The sequence below is a fragment of the Streptomyces sp. NPDC000229 genome (assembly GCF_040300825.1).
GTDB lineage: Bacteria > Actinomycetota > Actinomycetes > Streptomycetales > Streptomycetaceae > Streptomyces.
Genome location: NZ_JBEPEL010000008.1, coordinates 119,032 through 138,623, shown reverse-complemented (window position 1 = coordinate 138,623; position 19,592 = coordinate 119,032). Strand labels below are relative to the sequence as shown.

Below are 19,592 nucleotides of genomic sequence, written 5' to 3'. Positions count from 1 at the left end.
GACGTCGGGGCCCATTGTCAGTGGCAGGGGTTAGCGTCTTTGACGTGAAGCGATCGACTCAAGCAAATCGGGTGGAACCCATGGCAGGAACCGACCGCGAGAAGGCGCTCGACGCCGCGCTCGCACAGATTGAACGGCAATTCGGCAAGGGCGCGGTGATGCGTCTCGGCGAGCGGCCGAACGAGCCCATCGAGGTGATCCCGACCGGGTCGACCGCGCTGGACGTCGCCCTCGGCGTCGGCGGGCTGCCCCGCGGGCGCGTGGTGGAGGTGTACGGCCCGGAGTCCTCCGGCAAGACGACCCTCACCCTGCACGCCGTGGCCAACGCGCAGAAGGCCGGCGGCCAGGTGGCGTTCGTGGACGCCGAGCACGCCCTCGACCCCGAGTACGCGAAGAAGCTCGGCGTCGACATCGACAACCTGATCCTCTCGCAGCCCGACAACGGCGAGCAGGCCCTGGAAATCGTGGACATGCTGGTCCGCTCCGGCGCGCTCGACCTGATCGTCATCGACTCCGTGGCCGCGCTCGTTCCGCGTGCGGAGATCGAGGGCGAGATGGGCGACTCGCACGTGGGTCTCCAGGCCCGTCTGATGAGCCAGGCGCTCCGGAAGATCACCAGCGCGCTCAACCAGTCCAAGACCACGGCGATCTTCATCAACCAGCTCCGCGAGAAGATCGGCGTGATGTTCGGCTCGCCGGAGACCACGACCGGTGGCCGGGCGCTGAAGTTCTACGCCTCGGTGCGTATCGACATCCGCCGTATCGAGACCCTCAAGGACGGCACGGAGGCGGTCGGCAACCGCACCCGTTGCAAGGTGGTCAAGAACAAGGTCGCGCCGCCGTTCAAGCAGGCCGAGTTCGACATCCTCTACGGCCAGGGCATCAGCCGCGAGGGCGGTCTGATCGACATGGGTGTCGAGCACGGCTTCGTGCGCAAGGCGGGCGCCTGGTACACGTACGAGGGCGACCAGCTCGGCCAGGGCAAGGAGAACGCCCGCAACTTCCTGAAGGACAACCCGGACCTCGCCAACGAGATCGAGAAGAAGATCAAGGAGAAGCTGGGTGTCGGCGTCCGGCCCGAGGCCCCGGCGACCGAGCCCGGTACGGACGCGGCGGGGGCGTCGGCCGCGGACGAGCCGGCGAAGTCGGTCCCGGCCCCGGCGGTCAAGGCCACCAAGGCGACCAAGACCGCGGCCGCCAAGGCCTGACCCCGTGGTCCGGCGCACCGAATGGCCGGGCGACAGCGCCGACTCGTCGAGGGCCGAGAAGGAGCTGTCGCCCCAGGATCCGGCTGAGCGGGCGCGGGCGATCTGCCTGCGCCTGCTCACCGGGACACCGCGCACCCGCAAGCAGCTCGCGGATGCGTTGCACAAACGCGAGATCCCGGACGAGGTCGCCGACGAGGTCCTTTCCCGCTTCGAGGACGTCGGCCTGATCAACGACGCGGCCTTCGCGGACGCGTGGGTGGAGTCGCGGCACCACGGCCGGGGCCTGGCCCGCCGTGCCCTCGCGAGGGAGCTGCGCACCAAGGGGGTGGACGCCGAGCTGATCGACGAAGCGGTGGGGCAGCTCGACTCCGAACAGGAGGAGGAGACGGCCCGGGAGCTGGTCGCCCGCAAACTCCGGGCGACTCGGGGCCTCGATCGCGACCGCCGCCTCCGCCGCCTCGCGGGCATGCTCGCCCGCAAGGGCTACCCGGAAGGGATGGCCTTGCGGGTGGTGCGGCAGGCGCTGGAGGCGGAGGGCGAGGACACGGAGGACCTGTCACCCGAGCCCCTCTGACGGGGGCCGGCGCCCCGGTTGGCCGGCGAGCGGTCGGCCGACGCCCGGTGTGGCCGACGCGCGGTAGGCCATCCGTACCCGGCTGGCCGTCCGCGTACGGTCGGTCGTGCACGCCCTGGCGGCCGTGCACGCGGTCGGCGGCCGTCCCCTGGTCCCTGCGCACGCCCGCCCGCGCCGCACCGGGTCGCTCACCGCACCGGGTCGCTCACCGCGCCGCAGGGCCCGCGCCGCCGGGCCACCCGCACCGCGCCGCCGCCGCACCGCACCGGGCCGCCCACACCGCCCGCACCGCCTCTCGCCGCCCGACCGGGCCGCCCGCACCTCGCCGCCCCGCCGCACCGGGTCGCTCACCGCACCGGGCCGCCCCGCCGCACCGCGCCGCCCCGCCGCACCGGGCCGCAGGGCCGCGACGCCCCGCCCGCGCCTCGCCGCCCGCACCGGGCCACCGCGCACCAGGCCACCTGCCCCGCCGCGCTGCCGCACCACACCGCCCGCGCCGGGGAGAGGTCAGTTGACGTCGGCCGTCCGGTCGGTGCGTTCCCGCGACGGTGTGCCACCCCGCACCGCGTCGGCCGCCGCGTGCAGCTCCGCGGGCCGGACCCCGCCGAAGGCCGCCGCCAGGTGCCCGTCGGGCCGCACCAGCAGCACGGTGTGGGCAGCCGCCCCCGGGTAGGTCTCCGTGACCAGTACCTCGCCCTCGACCGGGAGCCCGGCCACCGCCTCCACCAGCCGGGGCATGACGCCCGCCGACATCCAGTGCCGCCGGTCCCACACCCCCGTGCCCGGGGCGACCAGCACCGCCAGGAGCCTGCCGCGGCCCAGCCGGTCGCTCAGCCGTACCGTCGTGCCGTCCTCCGGTGCCGTGACCCGCACGTCCTCGACCGGCGCACCCAGCGGCGTACCGACGCTCGTGTGCGCCTCGGCGTACGGAGGCGCGAGGGGGGAGTGCGGGTATGCGGGCGGCGCACCGAGCGGGCCGCGCCCCACGTGCCCGTCGGTCAGCAGCGTGTCATGCCCGCCGCCCCGCAGATACGTACGCAGCCCGCCCGCGCCACGCAGCACCGGCAACGACTGGTCGGCCGCCCGCAACCGGGCCGCGACCGCCGTCCGCCGCTCGGCCTGGTAGCTGTCGAGCAGCACCTCCGAGGCGCCGTGGTGCCGGGCCAGCGCCAGCTTCCACGCCAGGTTCTCGACGTCCCGCAGCCCCTCGTCCAGCCCCTGCGTACCGAGCGCTCCCAGTAGATGGGCCGCGTCCCCGGCGAGGAAGGCCCGGTCCACCCGCCACCGCTTCGCGAGCCGGTGGTGCAGCGTGTAGACGCCGGTGTCGACCAGGTCGTACGCAGGAGAGGCACCGCACCAGCCGGCCAGCGTCTCGCGGATCCGCGCCACCAGCGCGTCGGGCGTCACCAGATCGCCGCGCGGAGGCAGCAGCCAGTCCAGCCGCCAGCCGCCGTCCGGCAACGGCCGGGCCGTGACCTCCTCGCCCACGCCGCGCCACGGCGGCTGACGGTGCAGCAGGGCCTCGTCCGGCCAGGGGAGTTCGACGTGGAGGGCGGCGACGGCGTGCCGTTCGACGGCCGTACGCCCCGGGAAGCGGACGCCCAGCAGCTTGCGCACGGTCGAGCGTGCCCCGTCGCAGCCGACCAGGTGGCTGCCGCGCCATGTCGCTCCGGGCCCGCGGGTGTGCGCGGTGACGCCGTGCGCGTCCTGCTCGATGCCGTCCAGGCGGCTGTGTGTGATCACCCGCACCAGTTCGGGGTCCGGCAGTGCGGCGATGGCCTCCCGCAGGCCGCGCGTCAGGGCGTGCTGCGGGATGTGCAGGGGGGACGGGGCCGCCAGGCCGAACTCGATGTGCCGCATCTGCTGCCTGCGGCGCATCGACCGCCAGCCGGTCCAGCGCGCCCCCTCGTCCCGCACGGTGGCGCAGCCGAGGCGCTCCACGAACGCGGCCATGTCCGGGCGGAGTACGGCGGTGCGCGCGGCACGCGGCTCTTCCTTGCCGGGACCCTCGTCCAGGACGACGGTGGGCACTCCCTGCGCGGCGAGGGCGAGGGAGAGCGCCAGCCCGACCGGGCCGGCGCCGACCACGATCACCGGTTCCACGGCGTGACTCCTGAGGCCCGTACGGCCACGCGGTGAGCAGGGGAAACACGGGAAAGTGCGGCTGGAGCCCGACGCGACGCGATCACAGAACGTATGCAACCCACTGCGGGTGCTTGCGTCAAGTGACGGGGGCAGCGGCGCGACCGCCACTGCCCCCGTACACCGCGTAAGACACCCGGATGATGTCACATACCGTCAGTCCTTCGAGATACCGCCCCCGTCGGGTGCGCCGGAGGTGCCCCCGAGCACCACCGCGTTCCCGGCGTCACCGGCCAGCACGGCCGCGCTTCCGGCGGGGTCGACCGGGCCGATACCCGTCTTGGCGCGGCGGCCGCGCTTCTCGATCCAGGTCGCGAGCCCGGACAGGGCCAGGCACATCGCGACGTAGATGGCACCGACCACCACGATCGTCGACACGTACGGGTACATGCCGTTGACCTGCGTGTTGGAGGCGATCAGGCGGGCCGTCTGGAGCAGCTCGGGGTACAGGATGATGAAGCCGAGCGAGGTGTCCTTGAGGGTCACCACCAGCTGGCTGATGATCGTCGGCAGCATCGCCCGGACGGCCTGCGGCATCAGCACGGTCGTCATGACCTGCGTCTTGCTCATGCCGAGCGCGTACGCGGCTTCCCGCTGGCCCTTCGGTACGGAGTTGATGCCGGCGCGCAGCACCTCGGCCTGGACACAGCCGTTGTAGATCGACAGGCCGACCGCCAGCGCCCACATCGAGTAGTCGGTCAGGAAACCGACCCACACGGCGTAGATGGTGATCAGCAGCGGGATCGAGCGGAACAGCTCGATGAAGCCGGTCGCCAGCCACCTGACCGGCTTGTGGTCCGAGAGCCGCGCGACGGCCAGGAGCACGCCGAGCACCAGCGAGCCGACGGCCGCGATGCCGAACGCCTTCAGGGTGGCGAGGATGGCGTCGGCGATGTTCTGCCGGATACCCGCGTAGTTGAAGATGTCCCACATCTCGGGGGCGAGGTGCCCCTTGTCGCTCAGCCGGACGATCGTGACGGCGAGCAGCCCCAGGATGGCGAGGGTGCCGAGGACGGCGTAGACGCGGTTGCGGACGACGGCCTTGGGGCCGGGGGCGTCGAAGAGAACGCTGGCGCTCATCGGGCGACCTCCAGGCGGCGCTCAAGGATGCGGAAGACACCACTGATGGAGAAGGTGACGACCAGGTAGGCGAGGGAGACCCAGATGAAGATGGGGATGATGTCGTATCCCTCCTCGCTCATCAGCTTCTGCCAGCCGAAGAGTTCGGTGACGCTGAAGGCGCCCGCGATGGCCGAGTTCTTGGTGAGCGCGATGAGGATCGAGCTCAGCGGCGGAAGCACGGTACGGGTGGCCTGCGGCAGCACGATCAGCCGCAGCGTCTGCGAGAACGTCATGCCGAGGGAGCGGGCCGCCTCGGCCTGGCCCAGCGGCACCGTGTTGATGCCGGAGCGGACCGCCTCGCAGATGAAGGAGGAGGTGTAGAAGCCGAGCGCGATCGATCCGAGGACGAAGGCGCTCATGCCCGGGAACAGGATCTCGGGAACCACGAACGTCGTCACCAGGAACAGCAGCGTCAGCGGCGTGTTGCGCAGCAGGGTGACCCACGCGGTGCCGAACCAGCGCAGCGGCGGGACGGGGGAGACCCGGAAACCGGCGATGGCGACGCCGAGGACCAGCGCGATGGCGGTGCTGACGGCGGTGATCGACACGGTTCCTATGAAGCCGTCGCGGAACTCTGAGAAGTGGTCGAGCAGTACGTTCATGGGGTCTCCGCGTCGGCGGTCAGCGGCTGGCGGTCAAGGTGCGTGCGGGGCGGTATGCGTGCGGGATCGGGTGCGGCTGCTGGTGACGGCGCACCCGTGGTGCGTGGTGCGTGCCTGTGCTGTGCACGGGCGGTGCGTGGCGCCCCGTGCCGTGAGGCACGTGGTCCTGTGCACGGGCGGTGCGTGACGCCCGTGCACGCAAGGTGCGTGGTTGCGTACGGGGTTGTGCGGCCAAGCACGGGGCCGAGCGCCCCGTACGCATCAGGTACGGGGCGCTCCGGCGTGAAGCGGTGGAGCGGTGCAGCGGTGCAGCGGGGCGGTCAGTAGCGCTCGAGCGCCGGCGGGGCGGTGTAGGCCGAGCCGGACAGGCCCAGGGTGGCCTCGTAGATCTTCTTGTACGTGCCGTCCTTGATGCCCTTCTCCAGCGCGTTGTTGACCGCGTCGCGCAGGACCTTGTCCTCCTTGTTCATGCCGATGCCGTACGGCTCCTGCGTGAACGGCTTGCCGACGACCTTCAGCTTGCCGGGGTTCTGGGCGGCGTAACCCTTGAGGATCGCGTCGTCCGTCGTCACCGCGTCGACCTGCTTGGTCAGCAGCTGCTGGACGCAGTCCGAGTACTTGCCGAGCTCGGTGGTCTGGGCGCCGTACTGCGGCTTCTTGATCTCCTGGAGCGGAGTGGAGCCCTTGATGGAGCAGACCTTCTTGCCCTTGACGGCCGTCGGGCCGGTGATGCCGGTCTCGTCCTTGCGGACCAGGAGGTCGGCGCCGGCCTTGTAGTACGGGCCCGCGAAGCCGACCTGCGCCTTGCGCTTGTCGTTGATCGTGTACGTACCGACGTAGTAGTCGACCTGGCCCTTGGAGATCGCGGTCTCACGGGTGCTGGAGTCGACCGTCTTCCACTCGATCTGGGACTCGGTGAAGCCCAGCTCGGCGGCGACCAGCTTGGCGATCTCGACGTCGAAGCCGGAGCGCTTCTTGGTGGCCTGGTCCTCGAAGCCGAGGTACGGCTGGTCCGCCTTGGAGCCGATGATCAGCTTGCCGCGCTCCTTGGCGGCCTTGAACGTCGCCGAGCCCTTCAGGTCGACGTTCGTCGCGACGACGTACTTCGGCAGGGCCGGCGCGTTCGAGGCGCCGGGCTGGACGCCTGCCGGCTTGTCACCCGCGGAGCCCTCCTTGCCACCACAGGCGGTCGCGGACAGCGCGAGCACAGCAACGGCCAGCGCGGCCGTCTTGCGGAGCTTCATGGTGAACATCCCTTATGTCGTGGTTCGTTGGTCGTCATCGCCGCTGGTGACCAGCGCGATCCCGTCAGTGGTGAAGGATCTTCGACAGGAAGTCCTTGGCCCGGTCGCTGCGCGGACTGCTGAAGAACTGGTCCGGCGTCGCCTCTTCGACGATCCGGCCGTCCGCCATGAAGACGACCCGGTTGGCGGCGGACCGGGCGAAGCCCATCTCGTGGGTGACGACGATCATCGTCATCCCGTCCCGCGCCAGCTGCTGCATGACCTCGAGGACCTCGTTGATCATCTCGGGGTCGAGCGCCGACGTGGGCTCGTCGAAGAGCATCACCTTCGGGTCCATCGCCAGCGCGCGGGCGATCGCGACGCGCTGCTGCTGCCCGCCGGACAGCTGCGCCGGGTACTTGTCGGCCTGCGAGCCGACGCCCACCCGGTCGAGCAGCGTCCGGGCCTTCTGCTCCGCGGCCTTCTTGTCCGCCTTGCGGACCTTGACCTGGCCCAGCATGACGTTCTCCAGCACGGTCTTGTGCGCGAAGAGGTTGAACGACTGGAAGACCATGCCGACGTCGGCGCGCAGTCGGGCGAGCTCCTTGCCCTCCTGGGGCAGCGGCTTGCCGTCGATGGTGATGCTGCCCGAGTCGATCGTCTCCAGGCGGTTGATGGTGCGGCACAGCGTGGACTTGCCGGACCCGGACGGTCCGATGACGACCACGACCTCGCCACGGGCGATGGTCAGGTCGATGTCCTGGAGCACATGCAGCGCGCCGAAGTGCTTGTTGACGTTGCTCAGCACCACCAGGTCGCTTGCCGTCGGTACGGCGTCCTCCGCGCCCTTGGTCACTGACACTCCGCTCATCGGCTTCTTGCTCCGTCCTCCTCGGTTGGGAGGACCCTAAGCACGCGGTGCGACCAGCGTCATTACATCTGAGCGGAAATTGAGCATAACGATCCGGCTGCAACCGGACACTATGCGTGAACGGGACGGCGCCGGGACCGGGGCGAGGAGAACGGGTGCATAACGGAACCTCCCCCGCACCCGGAACCCTCTTGACTGGCGGCCCGCACATCAGCGTTCATGCCAAGGTGGCCGTATGGTCACCCAAGCGATCGCACCTTTCGGAGGGGGGCCATGAGACTGCTGCTCGTCGAGGACGACGACCACGTCGCCGCGGCCCTGTCCGCGATCCTCAAGAAGCACGGATTCGACGTCACCCACGCCCGCAACGGCGAGGAGGCGCTCCAGGCCGTGCTGCCCGCCGCCAACGCCGGACGGGCGCCCTTCGGCGTCGTCCTCCTGGACCTCGGCCTGCCCGACCAGGACGGCTACCAGGTGTGCGGCAAACTCCGGAAGCTCACCACCACCCCGGTGATCATGGTGACCGCCCGGGCCGACGTCCGCTCCCGGATCCACGGGCTCAACCTCGGCGCCGACGACTACGTCGTCAAGCCGTACGACACCGGCGAGTTGCTCGCCCGCATCCACGCCGTCAGCCGGCGCTCGAGCGCCACGGACGCCGACGACAGCGGCGGCACCGGCGGTACGGGCGGTACGGGCGGCACCGACGACGCGGCCCCGCTGCGCCTGGGCTCCGTCACCATCGAGCTGCCCACCCGCAGGGTCAGCGTGGCGGGTACGGAGGTCCAGCTCACCCGCAAGGAGTTCGACCTGCTCGCCCTGCTCGCGCAGCGGCCCGGCGTCGTCTTCCGGCGGGAGCAGATCATCAGCGAGGTCTGGCGCACCAGCTGGGAGGGGACCGGCCGCACCCTGGAGGTGCACGTGGCGTCCCTGCGCGCCAAGCTGCGGATGCCCGCCCTCATCGAGACCGTGCGCGGCGTCGGCTACCGCCTGGTCGCGCCGGCCGCGTAACGCCCTGAATCCCCGTGCGCACCCGTCTCCTCCCGCTGCTCCTCGTCCTCATGGCGGGCGTGCTGCTGGCGCTCGGCTTCCCGCTCGCGGCCAGCCTCGCCGCCGCCCAGCAGCAGACCGTCGTCGTCGACCGGATCGACGACACCGCCCGCTTCGCGGCGCTCGCCCAGTTCGTCACCGAGCGCGGGCCCGGCATCGACGAACGGCAGTCCACCCTGTACGGCGAACTCGTCCGCTACCACGAGGTGTACGGGATCGAGGTGGGCGTCTTCTACCGCGACACCACCGCCATGGCCCGCGCCCCCAAGGACTGGGACGTGCCCGAGAGCGGCGAGCCCCGCCGCGCCTTCCGCGAGGCTCTCCTGGGCCGCCGCAGCCACGACCCGCCGCAGGTCTGGCCCTGGCAGCCGGACGCCCGGCTCGCGGTGGCCTCACCGGTCGTACGGGACGGGGACGTCGTCGCCGTCGTGCTCACCGACTCACCCACCGGACAACTGCGCTCACGCATCCTGCACGGCTGGCTGCTGATCGCGGCCGGCGAGGTCGCCGCCATGCTGCTGGCGGTCGGCGCGGCGTTCCGGCTCACCGGGTGGGTGCTCAAGCCCGTCAAGGTCCTGGACGCGGCCACGCACGACATCGCGACCGGCCGGATGAACTCCCGGGTCGCGGCGGCCGGCGGCCCACCCGAACTGCGGCGGCTCGCCCGGTCGTTCAACGAGATGGCCGACAACGTCGAGGAAGTGCTGGAACAGCAGCGGGCCTTCGTCGCCGACGCCTCGCACCAGTTGCGCAACCCGCTCGCCGCGCTGCTGCTGCGCATCGAGCTGCTCGCGCTGGAACTGCCGCCGGGCAACGACGAGATCGCCTCCGTACGTACCGAGGGCAAGCGCCTCGCCCAGGTCCTCGACGACCTGCTGGACCTCGCCCTCGCCGAGCACGCCCCCGCCGATCTGCGGCTCACCGACATCGGGGAGCTGGCCGGCGAGCGCGTGGCCGCCTGGCGGCCGCTCGCCGACGAGAAGGGCGTCCGGCTGACCGGCTGCGGCTCGGCCGTCACCGCCTGGGCCGACCCGGTGGCGCTGTCCAGCGCCCTCGACGCCGTGATCGACAACGCGCTGAAGTTCACGCCCGCCGGCGAGGAGGTCACCGTGACCGTCGCCGCCGACGGCGACACCTCCACGATCGTGGTCACGGACCGCGGCCCCGGCCTGACCGACGACGAGCTGGCCCGCATCGGCGACCGCTTCTGGCGCAGCAACCGTCACCAGAACGTCAAGGGCTCTGGCCTCGGGCTGTCCATCTCGCGCGCCCTGCTCGCGGCGGGCGGCGGCTCGATCGCGTACTCCCGCCACGAGCCGCACGGCCTGCGCGTCACGGTCACCGTCCCGCGCACCCGGCCCGAACCGGCTAAGGCTTGACCGAGCGGTAGTAGCGCCGCGCACCCTCGTGCAGCGGCAGCGGATCCGTGTAGATCGCCGTGCGCAGGTCGACCAGCTGCGCGGGGTGCACCTCGCGGCCGATGCGGTCACGGCTCTGGATCACCGTACGCGTGAAGGCCTCCGCCAGCGCCGGGTCCGTACGGTCGGTCGTGACGAGCAGGTTGGCCACGGCCACCGTTTCGACCGGCCGGCCCTCCTGCGCGAGGGCGTAGGCGTCGGCGGGCACCACGGCCGAGCGGTAGTAGCGGCCGCTGCCACCGCCCTCGTGCACCCGGTTGATCAGATCGCCCTCCAGCGGGATGAGCCGGATCGGGAAGCGCTCCGAAAGCTTCTGCACGGCGCTGGTGGGCAGGCCGCCGGACCAGAAGAACGCGTCCAGCCGGCCCTGCTCCAGCAGGGCGGGCATGGTGTCGATCCCGGCCGACACGGGCTTGATGTCCGTCTCCGGATCGATCTTGGCGGCCTGGAGCAGCCGGTTCGCGATCAGCCGTACGCCCGACCCGTCCTGCCCCACGCCGACCCGCAGGCCCCGCAGATCGCGGGTGGAGCGCACCTTCGACCCCGCGGGCACGATCAGCTGCACATAGTCGTCGTACAGCCGCGCACAGCCGCGCAGATCGTAGGCGCCCGGCCTGCTGTCCCGGATGTAGGTCGCCACCGCGTCGGCCGTGGCGATCGTGAAATCGGCCTTCCCGGCCGCCAGCCGCTCCAGGTTCTGCCGGGAGCCCTCGCTGTCCAGGAGCGTTATGGCGACGTCCGGCACGGTCCGCCCCAGCGCCTCCTCCAGCAGTTCGCCGTACCGCTGGTACACCCCGGTCGGTACGCCGGTGCTGAAGGTGACCTTTCCGCGGGGGGACGGCTCCCCGGGCGGAAGCAGCCACCACAGGAGCAGGCCCAGCACCACGAGACCCACCGCCGACCCCTGGAGGGCACGGCGGCGGTCGATGCGGGACAGAGCCTGGAGCATGGCGCGATCCTGCCAGCTCACTCCCGGGGATGGCCAGGCCCGGCGGACAACGGTTCGGACCGCTGTCAGTGACACGTCAGCGCCGCCCGGCAGCATGATGCCGGGACGAGTGGCCTGACCGGGAGGACGAGCCGATGAGCAGCGCACCGCCGATCGAGAACGTCGCCGAGGACCTCCGGGCGGCCGCCCCGCCCCCGGCCCGCACGGTCGTGGCCATGCTGATCGAGCGCGCCACGGGCCCCGGCGCCGACCGGCCCCTGTTCACCGCCCTGGGCCCGGCGGTCGAGCGGCTCGCGCGGATCACCCCGGCCGAGCTCGACGCGCGGGCCCGCGCGGTGGCGGCCGCGCTGCACCGGACCGGACGGCCCGGCGACCGGGTGATCATCCCGCCCATTGCCGGGCCTTGACTTCCACGCCGGGTTCTTCGGCTGCCTGTACGCCGGGATGGTCGCCGTACCGGTGGCGGACGCGACCGGCCAGGCCCTCGCCGCCATCGCCCGGGACTGCCGCCCCAGCGCGGTGCTGGTGCCGGACGCCGCCGCAGGGCCGCTGCCGGGCCTGCCCCGGGTCGCCGTACGGGAAGCGGTGCGCGCCTCCCGCCACCGGCGCGGCGGCCCCGTGGCCCTCGACCCCCTGGCGCCGGCGCTGCTGCGGTACGGGGCCCGCCCCGCCGGGCGGTGGCCGAGCGGCGTCGCCGTCGGCCACGGTGCCCTGGTGGCCGGCCAGGCGGCGGTGCGTGACCGGTGCGACGTCGACCCCGGCACGACCGTCGTGAGCTGGCTGCCCCTGTGGCACGGCACGGGACTGGCCACGGCGCTGGTCCTCCCGCTCGCCTCGGGGGCGGCCGCCGTGACCCTGGAGCCCGCCACCTTCGTACGGGACCCGCGCGTGTGGCTGCGCGCCATCGAGGCGGAGGAGGACGTCTTCGCCGCGGCGCCGGACAGCGCGTACGAACTGTGCGTCAGGCGCGTCCCGGTGGCGGACCGGATGCGCATCGACCTGTCGACCTGGCGGGTGGCCGCCGTCGGGGGCGGTGGCCTCGTTGGTGGCGTCGGCGGGAGCGGGCAGCCGGTCAGGGCGCGGACGCTGCGCCGGTTCGCCGACGCCTTCCGGCCCGGGTTCTTCCGCGAGGAGGTGTTCGCCGCGGGCTACAGCCCCGGCGACGGCACGCCCGGCGGCACGCTGGCACGGCCTCTCTACCCCACCGTCACGGCCCGCTACGACCGCGCGGCCCTGGCCCGGGGCGAGGCGGTGCCCGTACCCAGGTCCCATCACGGCGGGGTCGAACTGGTCGGCCGGGGAACGCCGTTGCCGGGCACCGGTGTGCGGGTCGTCGATCCCGTGTCACGCCGGGCGGTCCCCGAGCGGGTCGTCGGCGAGATCCGGGTGGACGCGCCGGGCGGCCCCGGCACGCGTACCGGAGACCTGGGCTTCTTCGACGGCGGCGAGCTGTTCGTGACCGGACGCGCGGGAGCGGCCCCGGCGTGATCGAGCGGATACTGCCGCCGTACGCCGCCGCCGTCGAGGTCTTCTCCGACCCGCCGGGCGCCCGGCTTCTCCCCGAGGAACGGGCCGCGGTGGCAGACGCCGAAGAACACGGTGGGCCGGCCGTCCATCCACGGGATCAGCGCCTCCGCGACGTCACCCGCCATCGCGGCCAGCTCCGTGGCGGGCGGCTCCGCGATGCGCTCGGCACGGCCCGGGTAGCAGACGGCGTGGACCTCGAACCCCGTGAGCGACTTGCCCCAGCCCCGGAAGAAGTAGGGCGAGCCGCCGGCATGGGGAAAGCAGACCAGCCGCCGGTCCGCGAACGGCCGTGGCTCGACGCACTGTGTCCACATCTTCCTGCCCCCAAGGCCCGCGTCGTGTGTGTCGCCCCCACGATCCTGGCCGGGACTGACACATCGCTGACGCCGCCACCTCACCGCGGCCCGCCGCGTTAAGGGAGTCGACCACCGAGCCGTGCGCCCGACCGCTGGAGCCCAAGTGACCACGTGCAGCCTCCCCCTGAACCCCGTACCCGGGCCCCGTGGCCTGCCCCTGCTGGGCAACCTGCCGGAGTTCGGCAGGGACCCGCTGGCGTTCCTGACGCGGCTGCGGGACGAGTTCGGGGACGCCGTGCGCTGGTCGCTGGGGGCCCGGCAGAGCCTGTTCCTGTCCCACCCCCAGCACATCGCCGAGCTGCTGGCCGCCCGGGAGCACGCGTACGACATCCTGGAGATCGGCTGGGCGTTCAAGCGGGTGGTCGGCCAGAGCGTGATCATGAGCAAGGGGGAGGACTGGCGCCGCAAGCGCTCGCTGGTGCAGCCGACGGTCCGGCCGCGCCAGGTCAAGGCATACGCCGCCACCATGGTCGACTGCGCCCGCTGGGCGGCCGACCGGTGGCGGGACGGCGACCGGATCGACGTACACCGCGAGATGGCGCTCATCACCCAACGGGTGGTGCTGCGCTGTCTGTTCGGCAATGACCTCGGTGACGACACCGGGGCGCTGGCCGAGGCGATGAACGTGGCCGAGCACGAGATCGGCGCGGAGCTGCGGGGCGTCACCCTGTTCATGCCCGGGTGGGTCACCACCCCGGCGCGGCAGCGGCTGCGGGCGGCGGTGGCCACGATCGACGGCGAGGTGCACCGGCTCATCCGGGCCCGGTCGGCCGACCCGGGGGACACCGGGGGCGGCGAGCCCCGCGACGACCTGCTGAGCCGGCTCCTCTCGGCTCGCGACGAGGACGGCCGGCCCCTGTCGCCCCGGGAGGTGCGCGACGAGGCGGTCACCCTGTGGGCGGCCGGCCACGAGACGACGTCGACCGCCCTGACCTGGATGTGGCACCTGCTGTCGAGGTCCCCCTCCGCCCGTGACCGCCTCGACGCCGAACTCGACCGCGTACTGGCCGGACGTCCGCCGGCCATCGACGACTACGACCGGCTCACCTGGGCCCAGCAGATCGTCAAGGAGGCCCTGCGGCTCTACCCGCCCGCCTGGCTCCTCGCGGCCGTGGCCCGGGAAGGCGCCACCCTCGGCGGCCGGCGCGTCCCGGCCCGCACCATCGTCTGGTGCTCCCCGTGGACCACCCACCGCGACCCCCGCTGGTTCCCGAGGGCCGGGGAGTTCCGCCCCGAACGCTGGGACGACGGCAGCCCCGACGCCGTACCCGACCACGCCTGGTACCCCTTCGGCGGCGGTCAGCGTACCTGCCTGGGCGCCCGTTTCGCGCTGGTGGAAGCCGTCCTGATCCTCGCCACGCTCGCGCAGCGCTTCCGCCTGGACCTTCCGGCCGCGGAGGTGACGCCCCGGGCCGGCCTGCTGCTCCAGCCGTCGACCCCGCTGCCCGCCACCCTCCGCGCCGTGCGGTGACCGGGGCTACTGCGTCCTCGGGACGTGCTGGGTGACGCAGTGGACCCCGCCGCCGCCCCAGCCGAGGGTCCGCGCCCGGACCCCCACGACCTCCCGGGTGGGGAAGAGCGTGCGGAACTGGGCGAGGGCGAGGGCGTCCGCGGGTTCGCCCGACAGGGGCACGACGACGCTGCCGCTGGTCTCGTAGTAGTTGGTGTAGCTGAACGTCTCCACGCGTACGCCGCTCATGCGGTAGTGCGGCTGGTGGTGCAGCTCCACGATCTCGAACCGGCGCCCGCGCGCGTCCGTGGCGTTGCGCAGCACCGCCTGGTTGGCCGCCATCCGGGCGTGGTTGGGGCTGGCGGGGTCCGGCTGGGTGTGGAGGAGGACCTTGGCGGGGCCGAGGTAGGCGGCGACGAGATCGACGTGTCCGTTGGTGATGTCGTCGTTGTTCAGGCCGTACGGTAGCCAGACGACCTTGCTCGCCCCGTACGCGCCCAGCAGCGCGGCCTCGATCTGGGCGCGGCTCATGGACGGGTTGCGGCTGGGGTGGAGCAGGCACTCCTCGGTGGTGATGAGGGTGCCCTGCCCGTCGGTGATGACGGCCCCGCCCTCCAGGACCATGTCGACGGGCCGGCGCTCCACGCCCAGGTGGTCGCAGACGCCGACCGGCAGGAAGTCGTCCTTGTCGTACGGGTACTTCTCGCCCCAGCCGTTGAACCGGAAGTCGAGCCCGACCTTCTGTGTCCTCCCCGCGTCGACGGCGAAGACCGGGCCCGTGTCGCGCGTCCAGCAGTCGTTGACCGGGTGCTCGATGACCGTGATGCCGCTGCCGCACCGGGCGCGGGCCTCGGCGCCCCGGCCCGGCTCGGCGACCATCAGGACCGACTCGAAGCGGGCGATCTGCTGGGCTATGCCCACTATTTCGTCCTGGACGTCGCGCAGCAGCCCGCCCCAGCCGACGGCCGGGTCCCAGGGCCAGGCCATGACACAACCGGAGTGCGCTTCCCACTCGGCGGGGGCGTGGAACACCGTGGTGGCCTCCCCGGTCGTGGCGGCCGTGGCGGCGGTGGCCCGGCCGGGGCCGATCAGCGCGGCCGCGGCGGCCGTCAGGGCTGCGCCGCCGAATCCTCTCCTGCTCATGTGCGGCGTGCGGGGCAGACTCATCGCGTATCTCCTTGCAGGGAAACGGTTGATGTGCGCGTGCGGGGGGTGGGGTCGGGAGGGGGTGAGCGGCGTCAGGAGGCGTCGGTGGCGAGCGCGGCGGATTCGTCCGCGTCCGGCACGGGGGCAGCGGCAGCCGGCGGCCGGTCGTCGCGGATCCTGTCCTGCGGGCGGCGGACCACCAGGTAGACCAGCCCGGCGAGGATGATCACGGCGGTGCCCAGCAGCCCGGCCCACACCTGGTACCAGGGCGCACCCGGAGGGGCGAGGATGGCGCGCGGCCAGCAGACGTTGACCACCTCGAAGCCGGTCCACAGCACCGCCAGGACGTTCAGCACCGTGCCCTTGCGCCCCTGCCGGATGTGCCCCGAGGGGACCCAGGTGCCGCGCAGCCGGGCGACGAGGGCGGCCAGCGAGGTGAGGAAGAACGGCAGGAACGTCGCCGCCGTACCGAAGGCGATCAGGCTGCCGATGGCGGTCGCGTCGAGACCGAGCAGCAGGGCCGTGCCGCTGACCAGGGTGGACGCGACGAGCCCGCCGAGGGGCGCCTGGCGCTTGTTGACCTTCCGCACCTGCCGGGAGAAGGGGAAGACACCGTCCCGGGCCAGTGAGTACAGGCCGCGCGCCGCGCCGCCCTGGGAGGCCATGGCGCAGGCGAGGAAGCCGATCAGGACGACGGCCACGAAGGGCTTGTCGGACCAGGAGCCGAAGGAGTGCACCACCGCCGTGGTCACCGGGTCGATGTCCTCGCCCAGGACGACCTTCTCGGGCGCGGGGTGGGAGAGGGCGACGGCCATGGCGTTGAGGATCACGACCGCGCCGACGCTGAGCAGCGCCCACCACATGGCGCGCGGTACCTGCCGGCCCGCGTCCTTGGTCTCCTCGGAGGCGGAGACGCAGGCGTCGAAGCCGATGAAGGCCCAGCCGGCCACGGCGACGGCGGCGAGGAAGGCCATCGTCGTGGAACCGCCGGACAGCGCCTCGGCCCCCATGGTGTCGGTGAACAGGACGAAGTCGTGGTCCCGGAAGAACAGCAGCAGGGAGAAGCCGACCAGGACGGAGGCCACCGCCTCGGCTCCGATGCCCAGCGACACGATGAAGCTCAGGACCCTGATGCCGTACGCGTTGATCAGCATGCAGCCGAGCAGGATGCCCACCGCGACCGCCACCATCGCCCCGGGCGTGGGCGTGATCCCGAAGAGCGCGAAGACCCAGGGCGCGGCGAGGTAGGCCACGGTGGTGTTGCCGAACATCACGGCGAACTGCCACACCCAGCCGCCCATCCACCCGAAGGCGGGCCCGAGCAGCCGGCGGCTCCACTGGTACGGGCCGCCCGCGAGCGGCCACTGGGACGCGAGCTCCGAGTAGACGTTCACGACCAGGCACTGGCCGATCAGCACCACCGGCAGCGCCCAGATCCAGGCGGGCCCCGCGACGGTCGTGCCGACCATGGCGACCGCGTACAGGGCCACCACGGGGGAGACCACGGCGAAGCCCATGGAGATGTTCCCCAGGATGCCGAGGCTGCGGCGCAGCTCCTGCCGGTAGCCGAGGTCGCCCAGGCGGGCGGCGTCGGCATCAGTGTCGTACGACTGCGTCATGGTCACCTCGTGGTGCTAAATCTAACGTTGTTAGGTATCGGGGTGCGGGGAACTTAACGCGCCACTGGCCGAATGTGAACCCCTCCCGCCCGGTAACCTGGCGGCGGATAAGAGGGGGAGCACCGCGATGGGCCGACCGAGCCAGCCACTGCTGAGCCGCGAGAGCATCGCGCGCACCGCCCTGGAACTCCTCGAAGAGCTGGGACCCCAGGCCCTGACGATGCGGGCCCTCGCCCAGCGCCTGGGAGTGCGCGGCGCGTCGCTCTACCACCATGTGGCGTCCAAGGACGACCTGCTGGACGCGGCACTGGAACGGATCAACGAGGAGATCGACCTCGCCCCGCTCGACGACCCGCGCTGGCGCGAGGGCATCGCCGCGTACGCCCGCGGCTACCGCCGCGTGTACCTCCGCTACCCGCACATGATCGCCCTGGTGGCCCGGCGCCGTGTCGAGGCCGACAAGGCCCTGCGCGGCTACGACACGCTGATCGCCGCCCTGGTCCGGATCGGCTGCACCCCGGCCAAGGCGGCCGAGGTCGCCGCGGCCCTGGACTACCTGGTCCTGGGCTCCGCCCTGGAGACCTTCACGGCCGGCTTCACCCGCCCCCCGGACGGCTATCGCCCGGCCTACCCCTCCCTTGCCGACGCCCTGGAGGGGGCCGACGGCGACGCCTCGGGGCTGGCCGGTCTCGACGACCGCGGCTTCGAGGCGGGACTCACCCTCCTCCTCGACGGCCTTGCCGCCGCCATTCAGCAGGGCGGGCCGACGGGACCCCTTACCCTGGACGGGTGAGCGGTAACGACGTGGCTGGCGGAGTTGTGGACGGTTTGAAGACGTACGAGGTACGCACCTACGGGTGCCAGATGAACGTTCACGACTCCGAGCGCCTCTCCGGCCTGTTGGAGGACGCCGGTTACGTCCGCGCCCCCGAGGGCTCCGACGGTGACGCCGACGTCGTGGTCTTCAACACCTGCGCGGTCCGCGAGAACGCCGACAACAAGCTGTACGGCAACCTCGGCCGGCTCGCCCCGATGAAGACCAAGCGGCCCGGCATGCAGATCGCCGTCGGCGGCTGCCTGGCCCAGAAGGACCGCGACACGATCGTGAAGAAGGCGCCCTGGGTCGACGTCGTCTTCGGTACGCACAACATCGGCAAGCTGCCGGTGCTCCTGGAGCGCGCCCGCGTCCAGGAGGAGGCGCAGATCGAGATCGCCGAGTCGCTGGAGGCGTTCCCCTCCACGCTGCCGACCCGGCGCGAGTCGGCGTACGCCGCGTGGGTCTCCATCTCCGTCGGCTGCAACAACACCTGCACCTTCTGCATCGTCCCGGCGCTGCGCGGCAAGGAGAAGGACCGCCGTCCCGGCGACATCCTCGCCGAGATCGAGGCGCTGGTCTCCGAAGGCGTCTCCGAGATCACCCTGCTCGGCCAGAACGTCAACGCGTACGGCTCCGACATCGGCGACCGCGAGGCGTTCAGCAAGCTGCTGCGCGCCTGCGGGAAGATCGAGGGCCTGGAGCGCGTCCGCTTCACCTCCCCGCACCCGCGCGACTTCACCGACGACGTGATCGCCGCGATGGCCGAGACGCCCAATGTGATGCCGCAGCTCCACATGCCGCTGCAGTCCGGCTCGGACACGGTCCTGAAGGCGATGCGCCGCTCGTACCGCCAGGACCGCTTCCTCGGGATCATCGGCAAGGTGCGGGAGGCCATCCCGCACGCCGCCATCTCCACCGACATCATCGTGGGCTTCCCCGGTGAGACGGAGGAGGACTTCGAGCAGACCATGCACGTGGTGCGCGAGGCGCGGTTCGCGCAGGCCTTCACCTTCCAGTACTCCAAGCGCCCCGGCACCCCGGCGGCGACCATGGAGGGGCAGATCCCCAAGGAGGTCGTACAGGACCGCTACATGCGCCTGGTCGCCCTCCAGGAGGAGATCTCCTGGGAGGAGAACAAGAAGCAGGTCGGCCGCACCCTGGAGGTCATGGTCGCGGAGGGCGAGGGCCGCAAGGACGGCGCCACCCACCGCCTGTCCGGCCGCGCCCCCGACAACCGCCTGGTCCACTTCACCAAGCCGGAGCAGGACGTGCGCCCCGGTGACGTGGTGACCGTCGAGATCACGTACGCGGCCCCCCACCACCTCCTCGCCGAGGGCCCGACGGCCCATGTGCGCCGCACCCGCGCGGGCGACGCCTGGGAGAAGCGCAACGCGGCCGAGGCCGCCAAGCCCGCGGGCGTCATGCTCGGCCTGCCGCAGATCGGCGCCCCGGCCCCGCTGCCCCCGGTCACGGGCGGCTGCACGGTCGGCTGACCTGCGGGGGCTTTCCCGGAGTCCC

At 72.3% G+C, this 19,592-nt stretch carries 16 protein-coding genes and 2 pseudogenes; 9 read left to right on the top strand and 9 right to left on the bottom strand.

Going from position 1 to position 19,592, the window contains the following annotated elements:
- Window positions 1-80 precede the first annotated feature (80 nt).
- Both recA and recX read left to right on the top strand, forming a co-directional pair.
- Complete coding sequence (gene recA, locus ABT360_RS07490; protein ID WP_351812156.1) at window positions 81-1,208, top strand: recombinase RecA; 1,128 nt, start codon at window positions 81-83, stop codon at window positions 1,206-1,208.
- Window positions 1,171-1,782, top strand: a pseudogene (gene recX, locus ABT360_RS07485) (recombination regulator RecX); the annotation flags it as partial. The gene recA and the pseudogene recX, both read left to right, overlap by 38 nt.
- Window positions 1,783-2,289: 507 nt before the next feature.
- Here the strand turns inward: recX and ABT360_RS07480 are convergent.
- The 5 genes from ABT360_RS07480 to ABT360_RS07460 form a co-directional block, all read right to left on the bottom strand.
- Window positions 2,290-3,885 (bottom strand): FAD-dependent monooxygenase, encoded by a 1,596-nt coding sequence (locus ABT360_RS07480; RefSeq protein WP_351812153.1) that lies wholly within the window; start codon window positions 3,883-3,885, stop codon window positions 2,290-2,292.
- Window positions 3,886-4,080: 195 nt separating this feature from the next.
- Complete coding sequence (locus ABT360_RS07475; protein WP_351812150.1) at window positions 4,081-5,004, bottom strand: amino acid ABC transporter permease; 924 nt, start codon at window positions 5,002-5,004, stop codon at window positions 4,081-4,083.
- Window positions 5,001-5,648 carry an amino acid ABC transporter permease gene (locus ABT360_RS07470; protein ID WP_351812147.1) on the bottom strand — a complete coding sequence of 216 codons (648 nt, stop codon included), beginning with the start codon at window positions 5,646-5,648 and terminating at the stop codon, window positions 5,001-5,003. The genes ABT360_RS07475 and ABT360_RS07470 overlap by 4 nt, the downstream gene beginning before the upstream one ends.
- 320 nt (window positions 5,649-5,968) lie before the next feature.
- Window positions 5,969-6,892: a glutamate ABC transporter substrate-binding protein gene (locus tag ABT360_RS07465; RefSeq protein ID WP_351812144.1), complete on the bottom strand. Its 924-nt coding sequence runs from the start codon at window positions 6,890-6,892 to the stop codon at window positions 5,969-5,971.
- 64 nt (window positions 6,893-6,956) lie between these two features.
- The gene (locus ABT360_RS07460; RefSeq protein ID WP_351812141.1) at window positions 6,957-7,742 is read right to left on the bottom strand and encodes an amino acid ABC transporter ATP-binding protein; all 786 of its coding nucleotides are present in this window, start codon (window positions 7,740-7,742) and stop codon (window positions 6,957-6,959) included.
- A gap of 273 nt (window positions 7,743-8,015) precedes the next feature.
- On the opposite strand from ABT360_RS07460, the gene ABT360_RS07455 reads away from it, so the two are divergent.
- Entirely contained in the window at window positions 8,016-8,753 is a 738-nt protein-coding gene (locus ABT360_RS07455; protein WP_351812139.1) for a response regulator transcription factor, read from the top strand.
- A 14-nt stretch (window positions 8,754-8,767) separates the two neighbouring features.
- Window positions 8,768-10,171 (top strand): HAMP domain-containing sensor histidine kinase, encoded by a 1,404-nt coding sequence (locus tag ABT360_RS07450; protein ID WP_351812136.1) that lies wholly within the window; start codon window positions 8,768-8,770, stop codon window positions 10,169-10,171.
- Here the strand turns inward: ABT360_RS07450 and ABT360_RS07445 are convergent.
- Window positions 10,161-11,159 (bottom strand): TAXI family TRAP transporter solute-binding subunit, encoded by a 999-nt coding sequence (locus tag ABT360_RS07445; RefSeq protein WP_351812133.1) that lies wholly within the window; start codon window positions 11,157-11,159, stop codon window positions 10,161-10,163. The two genes, ABT360_RS07450 and ABT360_RS07445, sit on opposite strands and share 11 nt — an antisense overlap.
- A gap of 134 nt (window positions 11,160-11,293) precedes the next feature.
- Here ABT360_RS07445 and ABT360_RS07440 point away from each other — a divergent pair, with 134 nt between their 5' ends.
- Entirely contained in the window at window positions 11,294-11,566 is a 273-nt protein-coding gene (locus tag ABT360_RS07440; protein ID WP_351812130.1) for a hypothetical protein, read from the top strand.
- Window positions 11,553-12,647, top strand: coding sequence for an AMP-binding protein (locus ABT360_RS07435; protein ID WP_351812128.1), 1,095 nt, complete (start codon window positions 11,553-11,555; stop codon window positions 12,645-12,647). The genes ABT360_RS07440 and ABT360_RS07435 overlap by 14 nt, the downstream gene beginning before the upstream one ends.
- 110 nt (window positions 12,648-12,757) lie before the next feature.
- Here the strand turns inward: ABT360_RS07435 and ABT360_RS07430 are convergent.
- A pseudogene (locus ABT360_RS07430) lies at window positions 12,758-13,000 on the bottom strand (thioesterase II family protein); the annotation flags it as partial.
- Between the two features lie 145 nt (window positions 13,001-13,145).
- On the opposite strand from ABT360_RS07430, the gene ABT360_RS07425 reads away from it, so the two are divergent.
- Window positions 13,146-14,513 carry a cytochrome P450 gene (locus tag ABT360_RS07425; protein ID WP_351812125.1) on the top strand — a complete coding sequence of 456 codons (1,368 nt, stop codon included), beginning with the start codon at window positions 13,146-13,148 and terminating at the stop codon, window positions 14,511-14,513.
- A 6-nt stretch (window positions 14,514-14,519) separates the two neighbouring features.
- Here ABT360_RS07425 and ABT360_RS07420 read toward each other — a convergent pair whose 3' ends face one another.
- Both ABT360_RS07420 and ABT360_RS07415 read right to left on the bottom strand, forming a co-directional pair.
- On the bottom strand, window positions 14,520-15,659 hold the full coding sequence (locus ABT360_RS07420) for an agmatine deiminase family protein (RefSeq protein ID WP_351812122.1): 1,140 nt from the start codon (window positions 15,657-15,659) through the stop codon (window positions 14,520-14,522).
- Window positions 15,660-15,730: 71 nt separating this feature from the next.
- A complete protein-coding gene (locus tag ABT360_RS07415; RefSeq protein WP_351812194.1) occupies window positions 15,731-17,257 on the bottom strand; it encodes an APC family permease in 1,527 nt (508 codons plus the stop codon).
- A gap of 127 nt (window positions 17,258-17,384) precedes the next feature.
- Between ABT360_RS07415 and ABT360_RS07410 the strand changes: the two genes are divergently transcribed.
- Window positions 17,385-18,050: a TetR/AcrR family transcriptional regulator gene (locus ABT360_RS07410; protein WP_351812119.1), complete on the top strand. Its 666-nt coding sequence runs from the start codon at window positions 17,385-17,387 to the stop codon at window positions 18,048-18,050.
- 26 nt (window positions 18,051-18,076) lie between these two features.
- Window positions 18,077-19,567: a tRNA (N6-isopentenyl adenosine(37)-C2)-methylthiotransferase MiaB gene (gene miaB / locus ABT360_RS07405; protein WP_351812191.1), complete on the top strand. Its 1,491-nt coding sequence runs from the start codon at window positions 18,077-18,079 to the stop codon at window positions 19,565-19,567.
- The last annotated feature ends 25 nt before the right edge of the window (window positions 19,568-19,592 follow it).